This window comes from Victivallis lenta, from assembly GCF_009695545.1.
GTDB lineage: Bacteria > Verrucomicrobiota > Lentisphaeria > Victivallales > Victivallaceae > Victivallis > Victivallis lenta.
Genome location: NZ_VUNS01000002.1, coordinates 222,000 through 240,295, shown reverse-complemented (window position 1 = coordinate 240,295; position 18,296 = coordinate 222,000). Strand labels below are relative to the sequence as shown.

Annotated in this window: 13 protein-coding genes; 6 read left to right on the top strand and 7 right to left on the bottom strand. The window is 64.0% G+C overall.

Going from position 1 to position 18,296, the window contains the following annotated elements; translation table 11 throughout:
* The first annotated feature begins 26 nt into the window (after nucleotides 1-26).
* Nucleotides 27-917, top strand: a complete 891-nt coding sequence (locus FYJ85_RS02990; RefSeq protein WP_158704235.1) for a prephenate dehydrogenase — start codon at nucleotides 27-29, stop codon at nucleotides 915-917.
* Nucleotides 914-1,705, top strand: a complete 792-nt coding sequence (locus FYJ85_RS02985; RefSeq protein WP_106054879.1) for an ABC transporter ATP-binding protein — start codon at nucleotides 914-916, stop codon at nucleotides 1,703-1,705. Before FYJ85_RS02990 ends, FYJ85_RS02985 begins: the two co-directional genes overlap by 4 nt.
* A 73-nt stretch (nucleotides 1,706-1,778) precedes the next feature.
* Here FYJ85_RS02985 and FYJ85_RS02980 read toward each other — a convergent pair whose 3' ends face one another.
* Together FYJ85_RS02980 and FYJ85_RS02975 are read right to left on the bottom strand one after the other, a co-directional pair.
* Nucleotides 1,779-6,500: a carbohydrate-binding protein gene (locus tag FYJ85_RS02980; protein WP_154416950.1), complete on the bottom strand. Its 4,722-nt coding sequence runs from the start codon at nucleotides 6,498-6,500 to the stop codon at nucleotides 1,779-1,781.
* A 160-nt stretch (nucleotides 6,501-6,660) separates the two neighbouring features.
* Nucleotides 6,661-7,686, bottom strand: coding sequence for a GntR family transcriptional regulator (locus FYJ85_RS02975; protein WP_177995566.1), 1,026 nt, complete (start codon nucleotides 7,684-7,686; stop codon nucleotides 6,661-6,663).
* Between the two features lie 248 nt (nucleotides 7,687-7,934).
* On the opposite strand from FYJ85_RS02975, the gene FYJ85_RS02970 reads away from it, so the two are divergent.
* The 3 genes from FYJ85_RS02970 (at nucleotide 7,935) to FYJ85_RS02960 (ending at nucleotide 11,156) form a co-directional block, all read left to right on the top strand.
* Nucleotides 7,935-8,669, top strand: a complete 735-nt coding sequence (locus FYJ85_RS02970; RefSeq protein WP_154416948.1) for a prepilin-type N-terminal cleavage/methylation domain-containing protein — start codon at nucleotides 7,935-7,937, stop codon at nucleotides 8,667-8,669.
* Between the two features lie 64 nt (nucleotides 8,670-8,733).
* Nucleotides 8,734-10,251: a glycoside hydrolase family 5 protein gene (locus tag FYJ85_RS02965; protein ID WP_154416947.1), complete on the top strand. Its 1,518-nt coding sequence runs from the start codon at nucleotides 8,734-8,736 to the stop codon at nucleotides 10,249-10,251.
* Between the two features lie 14 nt (nucleotides 10,252-10,265).
* Nucleotides 10,266-11,156: a sugar phosphate isomerase/epimerase family protein gene (locus FYJ85_RS02960; RefSeq protein ID WP_106054883.1), complete on the top strand. Its 891-nt coding sequence runs from the start codon at nucleotides 10,266-10,268 to the stop codon at nucleotides 11,154-11,156.
* A gap of 18 nt (nucleotides 11,157-11,174) precedes the next feature.
* Here FYJ85_RS02960 and FYJ85_RS02955 read toward each other — a convergent pair whose 3' ends face one another.
* The gene (locus tag FYJ85_RS02955; RefSeq protein WP_154416946.1) at nucleotides 11,175-11,981 is read right to left on the bottom strand and encodes a helix-turn-helix domain-containing protein; all 807 of its coding nucleotides are present in this window, start codon (nucleotides 11,979-11,981) and stop codon (nucleotides 11,175-11,177) included.
* A gap of 110 nt (nucleotides 11,982-12,091) precedes the next feature.
* Here FYJ85_RS02955 and FYJ85_RS02950 point away from each other — a divergent pair, with 110 nt between their 5' ends.
* Complete coding sequence (locus FYJ85_RS02950) at nucleotides 12,092-13,471, top strand: family 4 glycosyl hydrolase (protein WP_106054885.1); 1,380 nt, start codon at nucleotides 12,092-12,094, stop codon at nucleotides 13,469-13,471.
* Between the two features lie 43 nt (nucleotides 13,472-13,514).
* Here the strand turns inward: FYJ85_RS02950 and FYJ85_RS02945 are convergent, their stop codons facing one another.
* From FYJ85_RS02945 to FYJ85_RS02930, 4 genes are read right to left on the bottom strand one after another with little or no spacing between them, the layout of a single operon-like run.
* Nucleotides 13,515-14,894 (bottom strand): sodium/glutamate symporter, encoded by a 1,380-nt coding sequence (locus FYJ85_RS02945; RefSeq protein WP_154416945.1) that lies wholly within the window; start codon nucleotides 14,892-14,894, stop codon nucleotides 13,515-13,517.
* Between the two features lie 24 nt (nucleotides 14,895-14,918).
* Entirely contained in the window at nucleotides 14,919-16,109 is a 1,191-nt protein-coding gene (locus FYJ85_RS02940) for a bifunctional 3,4-dihydroxy-2-butanone-4-phosphate synthase/GTP cyclohydrolase II (protein ID WP_418392412.1), read from the bottom strand.
* Nucleotides 16,110-16,132: 23 nt separating this feature from the next.
* Nucleotides 16,133-16,924 carry a TIGR00282 family metallophosphoesterase gene (locus FYJ85_RS02935; RefSeq protein WP_106054888.1) on the bottom strand — a complete coding sequence of 264 codons (792 nt, stop codon included), beginning with the start codon at nucleotides 16,922-16,924 and terminating at the stop codon, nucleotides 16,133-16,135.
* Between the two features lie 15 nt (nucleotides 16,925-16,939).
* Entirely contained in the window at nucleotides 16,940-18,154 is a 1,215-nt protein-coding gene (locus FYJ85_RS02930) for an MFS transporter (protein ID WP_154416944.1), read from the bottom strand.
* Between the last annotated feature and the right edge of the window lie 142 nt (nucleotides 18,155-18,296).

Below are 18,296 nucleotides of genomic sequence, written 5' to 3'. Positions count from 1 at the left end.
TTAATCATCTATCGAAAGGAATTATCATGGATCAGCCCCGAAATACTGTCGTTGCGATCATCGGACTCGGGCTGCTCGGCGCTTCGCTCGGCATGGCGCTGCGCGGGGGAGTTTATCGCCGCATCGGCTGGACCCGCCGGGAGTCCATCCGCCGCTGGGCGGTCGACTGCGACGTGCTCGACGAATGCGGCGACTCGTTGGAGGAGACGCTCGGCAAGGCCGACCTCACGCTTTTCGCCCTGCCGCTGCCGGAGATCGAGCACTATCTCATGACCTACGCCTCCTGTTTCCGCCCCGGTTCGGTCGTGAGCGACCTCGGCAGCTGCAAATCCGGCGTCATGAAGGCGGCGCTCTGCCTGAGACCCTACGGCGTCCATTTCATCGGCGGCCACCCGATGGCGGGCACCGAGAAGTCCGGGCCGGAATCGGCCTTCCCGACGCTGTACCGGAATGCGGACGTTTTCGTCTGCCCGTACGAGGATTCCCCGGAGGACGCGGTCCGGATGGTGGAGGAGCTCTGGCAGTCGGTCGGCACGCGCACGTCGCGCATTTCGGCGGCGCGTCACGACGATCTTGTCGCCCATACGAGCCATGTGCTGCACATCCTGGCGTCGGCGCTGGCGCTTTCGATTCTCGATTCGCCGGACGGGAAGACGAAGCTCGAACGGTTCCGCGGCTGCGCGACCGGCTTCCGCGACACTTCCCGCATCGCCTCAAGCTCCCCGATCATGTGGCGGGAGATCATCGAAAACAACCGTGAGTATGTGCTCGGCGCCATGCGCGATTTCGACCGCCGCTATGAAAAATTCCGGCGCCTGATCGAATCCGGCGATTTCGACGGATTCGAGCGGGAGTTCGCCGAAGGCAAACTGCTGCGCGACAGCTGGCTGGAATATAAAAGCAGGGAACAGGAATGAATACGGAACTTGCAATCGACATCAAACATGCGAACGTCTTTCTCGGCGGGCGCGAAATCATTCACGACCTGAACTGGCAGGTTGCAAAGGGCGGACGCTGCTTCATCCTCGGCGCGAACGGCGCCGGCAAAACCACGCTGGTCAAAACGATGATGGGTTATGCATGGCCGAAATTCGGAGCCACGGTCGACGTGCTCGGCAACCGCTTCGGGCAGACCAACCTCGTCGAGCTGCGCAAGAAGATCGCCTGGGTCAGTCCGTTCATGAGCCAGTTCACGAATACCGAGAGCACCGGGCTTGAAATGGTGCTCTCCGGTTTCGACGGCACGCTCGGACTGACCCGCAAGGCCACTGCGGAAGAGGTTGACACGGCGAAGGCGCTGATGGAGCGCTTCCGCTGCGCCCACCTGATCGACCAGGAGATTTTCACGATGTCGAGCGGCGAGCAGGTCAAGATCATGATCGCCCGCGCGCTGCTGACCAAACCCGAACTGGTCATTCTCGACGAACCGAGCGTCTATCTCGACATGGCCGGCCGCGAGTTCCTGCTCGAAGAGATCCGCCAGATCGCCGAGAAGCTGCCGGAGGTCACGATCATCTTCATCACCCAGCGCATCGAGGACATCCTGCCGGTTTTCAACGAAGGCATGATCCTTGCCAAAGGCCGCATCGTCGAGTACGGCGACCGCGAAACCGTTCTGCGCGAAGAGGTGTTGAGCGCGGCCTACGGGCTGCCGATCAAGCTCTGGAAAAACAAGTCGGGCCGCTTCTGGGCGATGCTCGAGTAGGCCTTCCTCCCGCAGCGCCGCGGAACCCTGAGGAGACGCGCTCCTTCGAGGGCTCCCGCGGCGTCGCGTAAAGTCAGCGGCCGGTGAGAACGACCGAACGGAAGTAGACGCTTCCGGCCGGGGTCGCACTCTGCTTTTCGTCGAACTGGCTGATCAGCTGAAGATTCACTCCCCCGGTGCCTGCCGGCAACTCGGCGACGGGCAGGACGATTTCAAACCGCTTCGTTTCTCCGGGTTTTGCGGCCGGGAGGTCGAAGAAGTGGGCTGATTTTCCGCTCCAGAAGAAGACGCGCGGCCGGTTGCCGCGATAGTCGCGCGAGAGGGTGAATTCGCCGCGCAGCACGAGTTCGCGCAGGTTCGGCGCAAGTTTGATGACGCCGGTGGCGCGTCCGGCGTAGTTGACCGGGACGGCTTTGATTTCGAGCGCGCGCGCCGGAATGCCGGTTTCGGGCGTATCCCCGGTCAGGCCGCCGGAGAGCGGGTTTTTCGGGTCGCCCCAGGAGTTGAAGCTCCAGCCGCCCGCGTTGGCCTGCGCGGCGGAGGCCGGGCCGGAGAAGTTGCTGCGGTAGAGCTCCTTCTCCGGTACGCGCGGCGTGCGCGCTTTCGCGGCGGCCGGGGTGAATGACTCGGGGTCGAGTCCGGGCGCGGCCGGAATCCGGTCCGGGGCGGGGGGCAGCGGCATCAGCTGAATCCGGTCCGGGGCGATTTCGGCGTATTCGATCTCGACTTCGGCGGTTTCCTGGGCCGGGAGCGCAACCGACAGCGCCCAGCCGGCCGGATCGTAGTCGTATTCGGCGGCTTTCCCGTTGACGCGGACGGCGGCGGGAGGCTGCGACGAGATGGCGCGGAAAGCGTATTGCTCCGGCACGTTCCGGAAGGTCAGGCGCGCGAGTTTCCGCGACGGCGTGAAGGTGAAGTCCGGCGCCGGGAGCGGCAGCCATTCGGTCAGCGTCAGCGGGCAGCCGCCGGTCAGCGCCATCGGCATGGTTTCGCGGACCGCCCCGGAGCGTTCGTAGAACACGGCTTTTTTCGTCCAGTGGTCGAGGAGCTCAAGCCCGCGGGACTGCGGCGTTCCGTCCAGCATGAGATAGGCGATGCGCGAGTAGAGGTGTCCCATCATGCTGCTTTTGCCGCGGTCGCGGTTCGGCCAGTAGATTGCCCGGTCGTTCTCGTAATGGCGCAGGTCGTCCCAGACGTATTTCGCATACGGGAAATAGATGTCGGGGCAGTCGAGATACGCGTAGCAGAAGAGCGAATCGAGCGAGCCGTCATATTCGTTGCGCGGCGTTTTGCCGATCATCGGGGAGTTTGCGAAGGAATCCGGCGTGATGAATTCGCGGAAACCGACGTTCATATGGTCCGGCCCGAGTGTCCCGGTCGCATGTCCGTACTCGCGGAAGGCCGGGCGGCCGATCTGGGAGAGCTGGGACTTGGCGAGATGGTAGGAGGCGCGGGCGCGCTCTTCGTCGTTGCCGAACTCTTCCGCCATGCGGCGGAGCGCGGCGACGCCGCCGAAGACGGCCTGTCCGCAGTCGACGACCGGGCCGTTGTCGCCGCAGTCGTTGCTGCCGGCCTCCATCCACGCCCAGTCGTGGACGCCGGTCAGGTAGCCCTGCATCTTATCGACGGTCACGGTGTTCCCGTCGCGGATGGCCATCGGCGGGGCGAGGGGGGAGTTGTCGCGCCAGACCGCCTTCACGGCATCGCCGCAGCCGCCGTACGAGGCGAAGAGGTCGAGCAGCAGCAGGTGGTTCGCCACGCCGTAGCCGCGGTCGCCGAAGACGCCGACGTCGCCGGGGTCCTTGCAGGCGATCGAGAAGGAGTAGAAGTACTTCGTTCCGGAATACGGTTCGCAGAGCGAGCGCCAGAAACGGTTGCCGCGATAGCCGAGCGCATTCCGGGTCAGGAACCCGTCCTGGCCGGCGATATATGCCCGGAATTCGGGGGTGAGGTAGTTCCATGACTTCGTGGCCATGCCGTTCCCCGCGGTCGGGGTGAGGGAGTGCCAGCTGCGGGCGATGTTCTCGCAGTAGGTGCGGAAGCGGGTTCCCTCGACGGCGCTCAGGTTCCACTTGACGAGCTCGGCGACCTTGTCGGCCGGAGCTTCGGTGTTGCGCGGGAAAAGCGTCCGGGGCGCCTGCGGAACCGGCAGCGTGCAGCGGAGCGTGTCGCCCGGAACGGCCTGCAGCGGTCCGTAGATGGTCGGATAGCCGAGATCGACGAGCTCCGCCGGCAGTTCCGCGTCGAAGCCGCGTTCCGCCATCAGTGCGAGCACCGGCGGGACGGCGGTGAATTCGAGCGGGGCAAGCTGCCAGTCGTTGTCGTCGAAACGGCGGAATTCGCTGCGGTTCACGAGCTCGACCCGGTCGTCCCCGGCCGGCCGGAAGTATTCGCGCAGCCCGACCGGATAGGCCAGAGCGGCGCGTCCCTGCACGTCGCAGCGTCCGGCGGCGGCGGGCGGCAGGCTGCCGAGCCAGTTGCCGGCCGGCTGGATGCGGGCGCCGAACGGCGTATTGAGCCAGACCGCGCCGGGCTTGCCGAGCGTGATCCGGTACTGGCCGCCCTCTTTTTCGATGCGCTTCGGCTGGCGCTGGAAGACGACCTGCACCGGAATGCTGCCGGCGTGGCGCGAGAGGTCGGTGTCGGTATGGTTTCCGCTCCAGAGAAGCACCCAGTTCGCGCCGAGCTTTCCGTCGCTTTCGAGGTCGTAAACGGTTCCCTCCTCAAGCGGCTGCGAGACGATTTCACCGTCGGCGTTCCGGTAGCCGATATGAGTGAAAGGGCCGGTCGACGGTTCATCGATGACGAGAGTGTCGAGCGCGCTTTCGAGCAGCAGCGCCGGGGAGGCGAGACTCATGTCCGCCACGAAGTTGTCGGCGCAGGCGAACTGTTTGCGGACCCAGTTGATCGCTTTGACCTTGACCTGCTTCGGCGTGCTGCCGGAGTAGAAGGAGCTCGGGTCATAGCCGAATTCGACTTCGGCGTTTTCTCCGACGGTCGGCAGCGCGTTGAGCCGCTCGGCTGTGGCGGGGTCGGGGGTGCCGGTGAAACGGAAATCGAGCCGCCACGGCTTTTTGCCGTCCGGGCTCGTGACGTACTGGCGCAGGAGCCCGCCGGAGGAGAGCACCTGGTTGGCCAGCAGTCCGTCGCCGGAGGAGTAGGAGCTGACCTTGTCGCCGGTCAGCCAGCCGAACCGGCCGAAGTTGCGTCCGAAGGAGACGCCTTCGCGGAAGCGGTCGAAATCGGGCGTCATCCGGTCGAGAACCTGCCGCGCGGAGGCGGAGACGGTTTCGGCCTCCGCCGCGTTGTTGCTCCGGACCGCCCGGCGCAGCCGCTTCGAGAGGAGTTCGAGCTGCCGGAGTTCGGCGGAGAAATCCCGGTTCAGGAGTTCGCCGATTCCGGCCGCTTCGCGCCGCAGGTCGTCGAGCTGCACGGCGCGGTAGGCGTTGTAGACGGCGAGGTAGAGTTCATCGAGCTTCGCGTCGTATTTTTTCGCGTCGCGGCCGGAGAGATCGGCCGGAATCGTGCGGCGGAGCGCAAGAATTTCGGACTCCGCCGCCGGGATTTCGATCTTCCAGCGCTTAAGGTTCTTGAGGTCGTCGATCAGGCGGTCGAGATTCCAGATCACCCGGTCGGCGCCGTAGAGGTGGAGCCGTGCTTCGCGGCTGCGGATGATTTCGGGATCCGGCACGCCGAGCCGGTAGTTCCAGCCGTTGCTGCCGCTGCCGATTTCGACCGCAATGCGGTTCTTGCCGGCGTTGAGCGGGAGCTCGAAGACCTGTTCGCCGCGGCCGTTGCCGGATTTCATGAGGTCGATGACCGGGTGGCCGTTGACCGAGAGCCGCCAGAACCAGTCGCCTTCGGCCCCGGCGATGTAGCGTCCGGTTGCGGGGGCGGTCACTTCGCATTCGAGGCGGGCGGTGCGTCCGGTTCCGAAACCTCCGGCGATTCCGGCGATGTCGATCATGCCGTCCGGCCCCGGGGTGACGGTGCGGGCGCCGCCCTTGTCGAGGGTCAGAGTCCAGGAGGACGGCAGCGGAATCGGGGTGAGCGCCGGTTTCGGGACGGCCGAATCGAGGTTGTCGGCGCGGAAGCTCCGCAGGGCTCCGGCCATCCGCTGATTCGCAAAGCCCGGACAGGCGGAGGCGAAGACGCGGCTGAAGGCCGGATCGCGGAGCGTCCCCTTGAAGAGCACCCTGCCGTCGGCTCCGGTGATAGTTCCGGTCGCGGTTCCGTCGGCCAGCGTCAGGGAGAAGCGGTAGCTGCCGGCGGGATTCCACTCTTTCGCATCGGCGGTGACGGTCCGTTCCGGGTTCAGTCTGGGCTCTCCGGCATAGGCGAACCGGACCGAGCGGGCGCCGTCAGGCGATTCGTCGAGCGTCAGGAACAGGGTCGGAATGGTCATGGCGTCCCGCGTGCCGCGCGAGAATTTGCGGTCGAGGATCACGAGCCCGATGCTGCGCGCGGTTTTCTTCGCCGGGTCGAGAAAGCTGAAACCGCGGCCGCCGAGCGTGAACTCGGCTTCGGCGGCGACCTTCGGGCCGGCCGGGAAATCGCGCAGCTGCCCCATGACGAGAGCCGGATGGACGTCACCTTCCTCGGCGGCTTCGATCGCGACGCCGTTGAAGCGGTATTCGCCGTCGATCACTTCGCCGCCGACGCCGCGGAACATCCAGTTCTCGTGGGCCGGGTCATAGTCGGCATATCCTTTGAAATTCTCTTCGATGACGACGGCCGGCAGGCTTCCTGCCGTCAGAATGGCGGCAAGGGCCGCGGAGAGCGGAAAAAGACGCATGAGCAGGTCCCTTTCTGTTTGCTGTCATAACGGATCATGAACTTGTGGAATAATATAGGCGCGATTTCCCCGGAATCCTTTTGACGGCATTGTCCGATGAATGCGGTTGGGGATAAAATATCAATACAGTCCAAAAGAAATCAGGCATTTGTCCGCCGTTTCAACGGAATTCAGCCTCGATCGCGTGGCGGCCGATTTTTCCGGTGAGTTTGCCGTCCATTGCGTCGAGCAGCAGCCGGGCGGCGCGGCGGCCGCATTCGCGCCGCGCCGCGCTGATCGTCCGGTAGTCGTCCGGAACTTTCTCGAGCCGGAGGCCGTCGCAGCCGACCAGCGGGATACGGATTCCCTGCGCCTCAAGCTCCGCCGCGATCTCCGGAATCAGCAGGTCGGAGGCGACGAGCAGCGCGTCCGGCCGGGTCCGGGCCAGAAGGTTCCGGACCGCCGTGCGGCCGTTTCCGGGTTTCGGCCAGCACCCTTCGATCAGTGCGCGGTCCATCTGCATGTAGCGCTGCACCGCATGCAAATACGCATGGAACTTCTGGAGCATGCCGGGATTGATCCACGCCTCGATATGCCCGATGAAACCGATCCGGCGGCATTTGCGCTGTTTTCCGAGATAGTCGATCGCATCGCCGATGCCGCGCGTGAAGTCGAAGAAGACGCCGGGCATATCGGGGTCCGAGACCTCGTCTCCGGCGCAGATCATCGGCCGCCGGGTCGCCGCGATCCAGTCCAGCAGCCGCTTTTCTCCCGGGCCGACCACAACCCGGCCCGCCGCCTCCGACAGCCGGATCCGGCTCAGGTCGAACAGATGGGTCTCCGGCTCGGAAACGATGTGATTCAGAATCATCCGGCAGCCTGCTGCGGAAAAAACATCGTGAAGTCCCTCAAGCACTTCGCTCCAGAACGGGTGCAGGAACGGAGCGGTGAAACCGGAAAAGACGACTTCGATCATGCGCGCCTCTCCGGCCGCGCCCCCGGACGGGCGGACAGCGGTCCCGAAACGCTTCCGGCGTTCGACCACCCCGGCGGCCGCCAGCCGGTTCAGCGCCTTGTTCATGGTTTTGACGTTGACCCGGAACTCCCCGGCCAGCTGTGACGCGGGCGGCAGCATCTCCGTATAATCGCCGGCGTCGATGCGCCGTTTCAACTCCGCAATGATATCCTCCTGGCAGGACGGGTACATGGGCCAACCTCCGTTATCGTTTTCCATATCTTCAATAATACCATATACTGATCTATGGATTTTACAAGACGATCATTAAAGATTTGTGATTTTTTCGGTTTGAATGGCAAAAAAGCTTGACATCCGCCCATTTTTCCGGTATAATTAAAACCAGATAAATCCATTGTTATATAGTGAATTTAATAAGAATATGTCCAATCAAAACCGAACATTCCACCAGAAAACCATCTTGTAAAGGAGCCGGAACCATGAGAAGAAACTTCACGCTGATCGAACTGCTGGTCGTTATCGCAATTATCGCCATTCTGGCTTCGATGCTGCTGCCGGCGCTGAACCAGGCGCGCTCCCGGGCGAAGGATATTCAATGCACGTCGAACCTGAAACAGCTCGGCACATATATGGCGATCTATGTGGACGGCAACGACGGAGTGATCCCGGCCGGAAACTGCAACATCATTCCGGCGCCGGCCGCCTATTCCGGCAAATGGCAGGATATGCTGATGCGGATTCATTCTCCCGGAACCGAAATCAGGGATAACTGCTTTGCTCCCGGGCCCAGCACCAAACGAATTCCGACCGGTCCGTTCGCCTGCCCGGCCTCTGTCGCCGAATATGACGCGACCGTCTCGACGCGGCATTACGCGATCAACGACCCGAAGGACGACGACACCGCCCGCGGTTTCGCTTCGGCCCGCAAAATGACCTTCAAAATGAAAATCGGCCGGATCAAATCGCCGAGCCGGCGCGCCGCGATGTTCGACACCGACCAGTGGGGCAGCTACCCGGACCCGCAGGCGGCTTCCGTCAGCCAGATGGTCAACACCGCCGGGAGCGGCACCGGAGAGTGGCGGCACGGCGGGCGCTCCGCCGCGAACGTCTGCTTTGCGGACGGACACGTCGAACAGCGCGGCATCAAAAGCATCCCGAACGATTACAAAGACGCCGAAAACGGTTATTTCTGGGGCACGACCGAACGCAATTAGCGTACGGCGGAAAGAACGCCGCCATGCAAATGACGAAAGTTTACAACAGATTGGAGATGATAAAATGAAGTCGATCCGGAAATTTCTTCTCCCGCTCCTGCTGCTCTGCCTGACGGCCTCGGCCGCACCGCTCAAATCGGACTGGAAGCTTTGCAGGGGCGCGACGCTTGAAACCCGTGACGGGAAGCAGTATCTGCGCGTCGTCATCCGCCCGGAGGAGAAGGAGGCGATGAACTGCGCCGAGGCGGAGTTCGATCTCGCTCCCTGGGCGGACAGCATGGTGGAATTAACGATCCGCGCCCGCGCAAAAGGGGTTTCTGCGCCGGTAAACTACTACAACGGCGTCAAATTCATGCTGAATTTCACCGACGAAACCGGGAAGGAGTACTGGAACAACGTCGTCCGTCTCGACGGCACGTTCGACTGGCGGGACATTTCGTTTGCCGCCCTGATCGGCAGGCCCGGAAAAAAATCGCTGCTGAAACTCGGGCTTCAGGAGAGCAGCGGCGAGGTGGAGTTCGATCTCGGTTCGCTGCGGGTCACGAAGTTGTTCGGGGCCCCCGCCGAACCGTATACGGCCGTCTATTCCGACACGGTCGCCTCCGCGCCGCAGTTCCGCGGCGTGATGTCCCCGGTCCGGTTCAAGGCGGAGGATTTCGACACGCTCGGGGAGTGGAACGTGAATCTCGTCCGCGCCCAGATGATCCGCAACTGGGGAAAGGCCGGCACCGACCGCGATCTCGGGGAGTACGACGTCTGGCTCGACGGCATGCTCGACCACTATGAGAAGATGTTTCCGCTCGGATACCGGAAAGGCATCCGGTTCGTCATCGATCTGCATACCCTGCCGGGCGGCCGGTACGAAAGCGGCGAGATGGCGATGTTCCATGAGAAGGAGTATGCCGACCATTTCATCGCGGTCTGGAAGAAGATCGCGGAGCGTTTCAAGGATAACCCGGCAGTCTGGGGCTATGACCTCGTCAACGAACCGTCCCAGATCCGCCGCGCCCCGTACGACTACTGGAACCTCCAGCGCCGGGCGGCCGAAGCGGTTCGGGAGATCGATCCGGAGCGGCCGGTCATTCTCGAATCCAACGGATGGGATGCTCCGGAAACCTTCCGCTATCTGGCCCCGCTCAAGCTGAAGAACATCATCTACCAGGTTCACATGTATAAGCCGGGGGCTTATACGCATCAACGGGTCAAGGTGCGGGACGGCAGGCTCAAGCCCGGCGAAAAGCCGATTCCCTACCCGGGAAAGATCGCCGGAACCGACTACGACAAGGAGAAATTGCGGCGTGACCTGCAGCCGGTGCGGGATTTCCAGAAAAAATACGGCGCGCGCATTTATGTCGGGGAATTTTCGGCGGCAATCTGGGCGCCGGGCGCGGCGGACTATCTGCGCGACTGCATCGAACTCTTCGAGGAGTACGGCTGGGACTGGACCTATCACGCCTTTCGTGAATCCCCGGTCTGGGACGTCGAGAAGGCCGGGACGAACCGCGGGGATATCCGTCCGGCCGCCGATACCGACCGCAGGCGGGTCCTTCTCGAAGGTTTCCGGCGGAACAAAGTGAATTGAAGGAGGCGAACGCCATGCATACGCTTCCGGTATCCCACTTCCTGCATTTCGAACAGCTTGAAAACGACCAGCTCGGCAAATTTTTCGACTCCTGCGCCGCAGACGGCGCGGAGTGTCTGTCGCTGACCCCGCCGGAGCTCGAACGGCTGGCGGCGGAGCCGCTCCGCATCCGGCTGCTGCAAACCGAAAGCGCCCGGACCGGCATCCGTTTCCTGAACGCCCATGCGCCGTATGGGGATGGCTGGGATTTGAACTGTCCCGACCCGGTTCGCCGCCCGGAACTGCTCGCCGGGCAGAAGCGCTTTTTCGAAATCTGCGCTTCGCTCGGCGTCGAAACCGTCACATTGCATATCGGGACCAACGACAGCGGCCGCCCGGCTGATGAGCTGCGGAACCGGGCGCGCGAATCGCTTGCCGAATTGCTGCCGGCCGCCGAAGCGCGCGGACTTGTCCTGGCGATCGAAAACACGCTGTTTCCGACCGATACGCCGGACGAGCTGCTGGGGGTTCTGGCCGCATTCCGTTCACCGTCGCTCGGCATCTGCTTCGATGCCGGGCACGCGAACCTCATGGACGGCACGCCCGGCAAGCACTCCGACAGGATGGTCGAGTGGATCCGGCGCCGCTGGCGCGGGAACGTCCGGTTCGAAACCGACACGCTTGCTTCGCTGCTGCCGCACATCGTGACCTGCCATCTGCACGACAACCACGGTTTTGACGACGAACACCTGCTGGCGGGCGACGGGACGATCGACTGGCCGGCGCTGTTCGGGCGGCTGGCCGGGGCTCCGCGCCTCCGGTCGCTCCAGAACGAAGCGAATATGGCCGCCTGCCGGATCGCGCCGCGCCGTGCCGTGGAACGCTTCCGGGCGCTCGGGCGAAGAGAGGCGCGCCTGCACGCATAAAGCGGCGGAGGCGGCGGTTCACCGTCCTTCGTTCCGCAGTTCGGTCGGCGTCCGGCCGAGCCGTCGCTTCAGCAGCTTCGCAAGGTAATTCGGGTCGGTGCAGCCGGCGGCGGCGGCGACCTCCTTGACCGACAGCCCGGTTCCGGCCAGCAGTCCGGCCGCCTCCTGAATCCGGCGCGAGACCAGATATTCGACCGGAGAAATCCCGGTCCGCCGCCGAACCAGGCGGGCCAGCGTCGAGCGGTGGATGCCGAGTTCTCCGGCGATGGAGCCGATCGTCAGCGACGGGTCGTCGAAGCGCTCCTCCACCAGTTGCTGAAAGGTTTCGACTGCGCCGTCCGGAATATTTTCATCGCCGCGGCAGCAGCCGAGCGACAGAATTTCATACGCCGTCGCCCCGGCCCGGTATTCGCCGCTCCGGGTCAGGTCGCGCAATTCGAGGCCGAGCCGGGCAAAGAGATCGCGCGGCGCCTTTCCGGCCGGATGCGTCCGCCGTTCGAGTTCGAATCCGGCGATGACCTCGTCGAGGTGGGCTCCGTCGCAGGTCATCCAGTAATACTCCCACGGCACCGTCTGTGCCGAAATCCGGTGCACATCGCCCGGAAAATAGAAAAACACGTCGCCGGGGCGCAGGTGCCATGTGCCGGTTTCCGCGACAAAAGTTCCTTCTCCCGCCGTACACCAGAAGAGTTCGAGGAACGTCTTCCGGCGCGGCTCTTCCTCCCAGCACGGGTCTTCGATCCGGTAATGCCCTGTGGAACGTGCCCGCAGCGGCGCGGCGACGGAGCCCTCCAGCGTCGGGCGGTAAACGGCTTCTCGAATCATCCCTGACCCTCCATTGTGCGACAAAATTACCCGATATAATACATCCGTCCTCTGTTGAATGCAACTGTTCCGGAGTATAATATGGGAAGAAAACCAGGGAGGATTCGCATATGAAACAAGGCCCGAAGGTCGTCGTCATCGGGGCCGGCAGCTACTTTTTCGGCAAGCCGGTCATCTACAACATGGTTCACAGCCCGATCCTGAACTCGGGAACGCTCGCGCTGGTCGATACGGAGCCGGCCGTGCTCGAAACCATGATGAAAATCGCGGAGCGCGCCGGAACGCATGCCGGAGTGCCGCTTCGGATCATCGGCTCCACCGACCGGCGCGAAGTTCTGGAGGGAGCCGATTTCGTCGTCCTGTCATTCTCGTTCCGCAACGCCTGCTACCGGGAGCTCGACACGCGGATTTCGCGGAAATACGGCGTAACGATGTGTTCGGGCGATACGATCGGACCGGGCGGAATCTTCCGTGCGCTCCGCGAACTGCCGGAGGTCCTGCGCATTGCGCAGGATGTGCGCGAGCTCGCCCCGGCGGCGTGGCTGATCAACTTCGTGAATCCGACCTCGGTGCTCGGCATCGGCCTGATGCGGCACGCGCCCGCGGTCAGAAGTTTCGCGCTCTGCGACGGGAACCATGAGCCGTACGTCCGCCTGATGTACCTGCGCAAGCTCGGCATCATCGCGGACGACTCGGAATTCACGCCCGAAGTCGACGCGAAATTCGACCTGCGGATCGCCGGAGTCAACCACTGCACCTGGATTCTTGAATGCCGCTACGACGGCCGCGACCTGCTGCCGCTTCTGCTCGAAAAGACCCGCGAAGCCGCCCGGCATGAGTACGACCGCGCCCCGTCGCCGAAGGCGAAGCCGCGGCTGAACGCGAATTACGAGCTTGCGCTGATGGAGCTTTACGGCGCATTCCCGACCGCCGCGAGCCATACGAAGGAGTACGTTCCGTTCTTCCAGGGCTACGGCGTCACGCCGGTCACGCCGGAGCCGATCATCTGCTTCGACGGTTACAACCGTGCCGACGAGATGGCCGAAGCGTGGGCCGAAACCGAAAAACTCGCAACCGGCGAGACGCCGATCTCCAGGCTTTTCGAAACCGGGCGCGGCGACCACGCCACCGACATCATCGAATCGATGTGGGGCGGTCTCGGCAAGAAATTCTACATCAACTCCGCGAACCGCGGGGCGGTGGCGAATCTGCCGGACGATGCGTTTCTCGAACTGCGCTGCGAGCTCGACATGCAGGGGCCCCGGCCGCTGCCGGCGGGAGAAATGCCGCGCGGCCTCCTCGGGCTCACGCACCAGGTGCTCGATACGCATGAACTGACCGTCGAGGCCGCCGTCAGCTGCGACCGGAAGCTTCTGCTGCGCGCGCTGGCGACCGATCCGATCGTGAACAACCTCGGCGACGCCCGGAATATCATGAACGAGCTTCTCGAAGCCGAACGCGACCATCTGCCCGCCGGCTGGAGCCGGTGACGCGCCGCGGGAGCGGGGGAAACGGAGCCTGCATGAAATCCGGTCAGCTGTTTTTTATGCGGGCTCCGGGCTCGCGTTTCAGGGCGAAGCGCCAGAAGAGCAGCCAGAGCACCAGCATTCCGGCCGAGATCAGCCAGACCTCGCCGATGCCGCGCGTAAAGACGAGGACCAGTGCCAGCGAGGTCCAGATGCCGCCGCCCATGATCGGTTCGTGCAGCAGCTGCTTGTAGCCGAAGCTCGCCGCCGCCGGCGTCCGGTTCTCCGGGTCGACCGTGCGGAGCAGCAGGAGGCCGGTTGCGGTGACGCCGAGCGACTGGCCGAACTCCGCGATCGCCCGCTCGAACCACGCATCCTCGAAAAGCCGCGGCGCGGCGTAGAGCACCATGAATACGCTCCATGCGGTTCCGCCGAGCACGAGCAGCAGCAGCGGCATCCAGTAGTTGAGCACGAAGTCCAGCCGGATCGAGGCGACCGCCGCCACGACGAGAAAGTCGAGCGACGCTCCGCCGAGCCGCTGGATCTGCCCCTGGTCGACCAGCGAGTCGAGCCGGATCAGCAGCAGGAGCTTCTGAAGGATCAGCCCGCCGATCAGGCAGAGCGGAAAGAGCGGGAAGCTGGTCAGGATTTTCAGGTTCTGAATCGATTCCGGCATGAACTGATTGCAGCCCGCCAGCAGCTTCTGGAGCCCGTAGCCGATCAGCACGGCCAGTCCGAGCGCCGCGACGTGCAGCGCGAGCGAGTCGACCGAATCGCTCTGGACCGTCTGGCGTCCGGCCGGCGGCTGCGCGTGTTTCGGGTAGACGCCGATCCGCTCATGCGGCGTCTGCTCGCTGAAGGTCCGGATATTTCTGACCCAGCCCCGCCGGACCGCAAGGTTGATCAGCGCCATGCCGAGCGTGATGCCGAGCACCATGCCGACGGTCGCCATCGTGTAGCCGAGGGCGATGCCGGCCTCCCAGTTGAAATCCGTAAAGGTTTTGGTCAGCCCGGCGACTGTCCCGTGCCCGCCCTCGAAGCCGATTTCGAGCAGGTTGCCGAAGGCGGCGTTGACGCCGAACAGCGGCACGAGGACGGCGAAGGCCAGTCCGAGCCCGATCACATACTGCCCCCAGGCGATGAGCTGCCCCATGCAGAGCTGCGGGGCGGCTTCGTGCCAGATCGTACGCAGTTTCGGAATCTTCGCTCCGATGAAGAGCGCGGCGAAGACGATATTGATGAGAAAGCCGGGCAGCGCGTTCCAGCTGGCATGCCACTCCGGCGGCGCATCCTTCCCGAGCGTATTGATCCAGAGCAGCCCGATCAGCCCGCCGATCACCGACGCGGGCAGGTAGAGCCGCTGAAAGAGCGGAACCGCCGTGCGGACGAGCTTGCCGAGAATCAGCAGCAGGCAGAGCCCGCAGAAAGACATGACCACCGTTTCCATCGATCTTTTTCCTCCGCCGCTTCGTCAGATCAGGTGACCCATGCGCTCTTTCTTGGTCCTGAGATAGAACTCGTTCTCTTCGCACGGCTTGATCACGATCGGCACGCGCTCGGCGATTTCGAGCCCGTAGCCGGAGATTCCGACCAGCTTCTTCGGGTTGTTGGTCAGCAGCCGCACGGACTTCACGCCGAGGTCGAGCAGGATCTGCACGCCGATGCCGTACTCGCGCAGGTCGGCCGGGAAGCCGAGCTGTTCGTTCGCCTCGACCGTGTCGCACCCTTCGTCCTGGAGCTTGTAGGCGTGGATCTTGTTGAAGATGCCGATGCCGCGCCCCTCCTGCCGCAGGTAGACGATGACGCCGGAACCGTTTTCGACGATCTGGCGCATCGCGGCGTGAAGCTGCTCGCCGCAGTCGCAGCGGGCCGAGCCGAAGACGTCGCCGGTCAGGCATTCGCTGTGAACCCGGACCAGCACCTTCTCCTTGTCCTTCACGTCGCCGTAGACGAGCGCGAGATGCTCGAACGAATCGACCTTCGTGCGGTACGGCGTCACGCGGAACTCGCCGAACACGGTCGGCAGCCGCGCGCTTTCGCCGCGGATGATCAGGTGCTCGTGGCGGCGGCGGTAGGCGATGAGCTCGGCGACCGTCCCCCACTTCAGGTTGTGCTTTTTGCGGAACTCGTCGAGCTGCGGAATCCGCGCCATCGTGCCGTCGTCGTTCATGATTTCGCAGATGACGCCGGCCGGGGTCAGCCCGGCGAGGCGGGCGAGATCGACCGCCGCCTCGGTGTGTCCGGCACGGCGCAGCACGCCGCCCGGCCGGGCGATGAGCGGGAACAGGTGGCCCGGCGAGACGAAGTCCGCCGCCGATGCCGCCGGGTCGATCAGGGTCCGGACCGTCCGGGCCCGGTCGAAGGCCGAAATTCCGGTCGTGGTTCCCTTGCGGGCGTCGACGCTCTGCGTAAAGGCCGTCCCGAACGGGTCGGAGAGCGACGCCGGGGTCGAAAGATTGATCTCCGCCGCGCGTTCCGCCGTCAGCGGCGCACAGATGAGCCCGCGCGCATGGGTCGCCATGAAGGTGATCGCCTCCGGCGTGACATTGGCGGCGGCGAGCACGAGGTCCCCCTCGTTTTCGCGGTTTTCGTCGTCGGTGATGATGACCATCCTGCCGGCCTTGATGTCGGCGACGAGGTCCTCGATCGGATCGAATGCAATTTCGCTCATATTCCGAAGCTCCGTTAAATCGTTATTTCGCGGGAAACCGGGCGGATATCGGTTGCGCGCCCGGTCAGATAGTCATAGCTTACGACCGTTCCGTCCAGCCGGATCGGCCCCTTTTCGACGACGGCGAGCCGGTTCGGCATGCCGGTCGTGAATTTGTAGAGAACGTCCTTCACATCGCGTCCGAGCACGCTCGTTGCCGCGCCGGTCATGCCGACGTCGGTCTGGCGCGCGGTTCCGCCGGGCAGCACGAGGGCGTCAGCGGTCGGCACGTGCGTATGGGTGCCGAGAACGGCGGTGACCCGCCCGTCGAGCAGATACCCCATCGCGAGCTTTTCGCTTGTCGCCTCGGCATGGAAGTCGACAAAGATGCTTTTCACCGATTTCGGCAGCTCTTCGGCGAGAATCCGCTCAACCGTTTCGAACGGGTTGTAGGCCGATTCGCGCATGAACACCTTGCCCTGCAGGTTGATGACAGCGATTTCGCCGCCGGCCGGATTCCGGTAGACGCCCCAGCCGCGGCCGGGCTGTCCCTTCTGCAGGTTGGCCGGGCGCAGGACGCGGTCGAACCGGTCGATTTCGGCATCGAAGCCGCGCTGGTCCCAGACGTGGTCGCCGCTGGTCAGCACATCGGCGCTCTCGAGCAGTTCCCGGGCGCACCCCGAGGTCAGGCCGGAGCCCGCCGCCGAATTTTCGGCATTCACGATGACGAACTGACAGTTGAATTCCCGGCGCAGTTCGGGGACCAGGAGCCGGACGGCTTCGCGTCCTCCCTTGCCGACGACGTCGCCGATGAACAGCAGATTCATGACGTTTTCTCCTCCTTACCGTTGAACGGGCACGGCGCGGCTGCCGCCCCGCTTCCCGAGAATGAACAGCATGGCCAGCGCGGCCGCGAAACAGGCCGGCGCAAGGTACATTGCCGTTTTGAGCATGAAATATTTGCCGGCCACGCCCGCCAGCAGCAGCATGATTCCGGCGATGCCCCAGCTGCCGCCGACGATCATGCCCATCCGTGCGCCGAGTGCGAGCGATCCCTGCGCCGTGCGGGCCAGCACGACGAGCTGCGGGAATCCGGCGCCGACCAGCATTCCGGCGAGCGGCGCGAGGCAGGCGGCCCAGCGGCTGCCGGCCAGCGCGAGATAGAGCACGAGCAGCGGAATGCCGGCGGCGATCTCAAGTTTCAGGCAGGAAAGCACCCGGTAGCGCTTGATGAGGAAGCTCGTGCCGAACGCGCCGAGTCCGGCTCCGAGGCCGAAAAGCGTGCCGGAAAATCCGCCGAAGCTGAGCGTGAAGCCGAGTTCTTCCATGTAACTCGGCAGCAGCCCCTGCATGATTCCGCACCCGGCATTGATGAGCACCGCGAGAAGAAAGAGTTCGCGGAAGGTCAGCGGGGAGACCGGCACGGCCGAGACGGGCTTCGACGCACGGTGTGCAGGTGCGGCGTGCGGCTCCGGCGCATTGTCGAGTGCGAGCCGGACCCGCGCCCGGTGGAAGAGCCAGAGCAGCAGGCCGACCGGGATCAGCAGGAAATAGAGCCCGGCAAAGCCGAACTTTTCGACCAGCACTCCGCCGATCAGCGGCCCCGTGGCATATCCGGTGAAACCGGCGAGCATGAAAAGCGAGGTCGCCACCGCCGGAGTGACCGACCCCTCCGGAATGGCGCAGATGCCGCGCAGCCCCTCCGGATGGGCGAACGCGACTCCGGTGCCGAGCACGAGGACCAGCACGACCAGGAATGCGAACGCTCCCGTCTGCGGCGCGAGTCCGGCGAAGCAGATCGCGCAGGAGAGGAGAAGCCCGAGCTGGACCAGCTTCGGCCGCTTCGCGGCTTTGCGCAGCGTTCCGGCCCAGAGCTGGATGCCGTTCGAGCTGAAGCTGCAGAGCGTCAGGAGCACCGTTCCGGCGACGAGGGAGAGCGCATACTCCTGACGCAGCGCAGGCAGGAAGCCCGGCAGCGTTCCCGACAGCATATCGACCGTGAAGTGGATCGCGGTGAGCAGCGACAGCCGCCAGAGCGCGAGCGTGTGACGAGTCATGGTCTCCCTGTTCTGATGTAAGACGGATTTATAAACATATCTTTATAATATAACCTTCCGTATGCCCCGCGTCAACCGCGCCGATTGCCGGAAACCGGTTAATTTTGCCGGAATCATTTGCTTTTTGACGGATTCGCGTTAT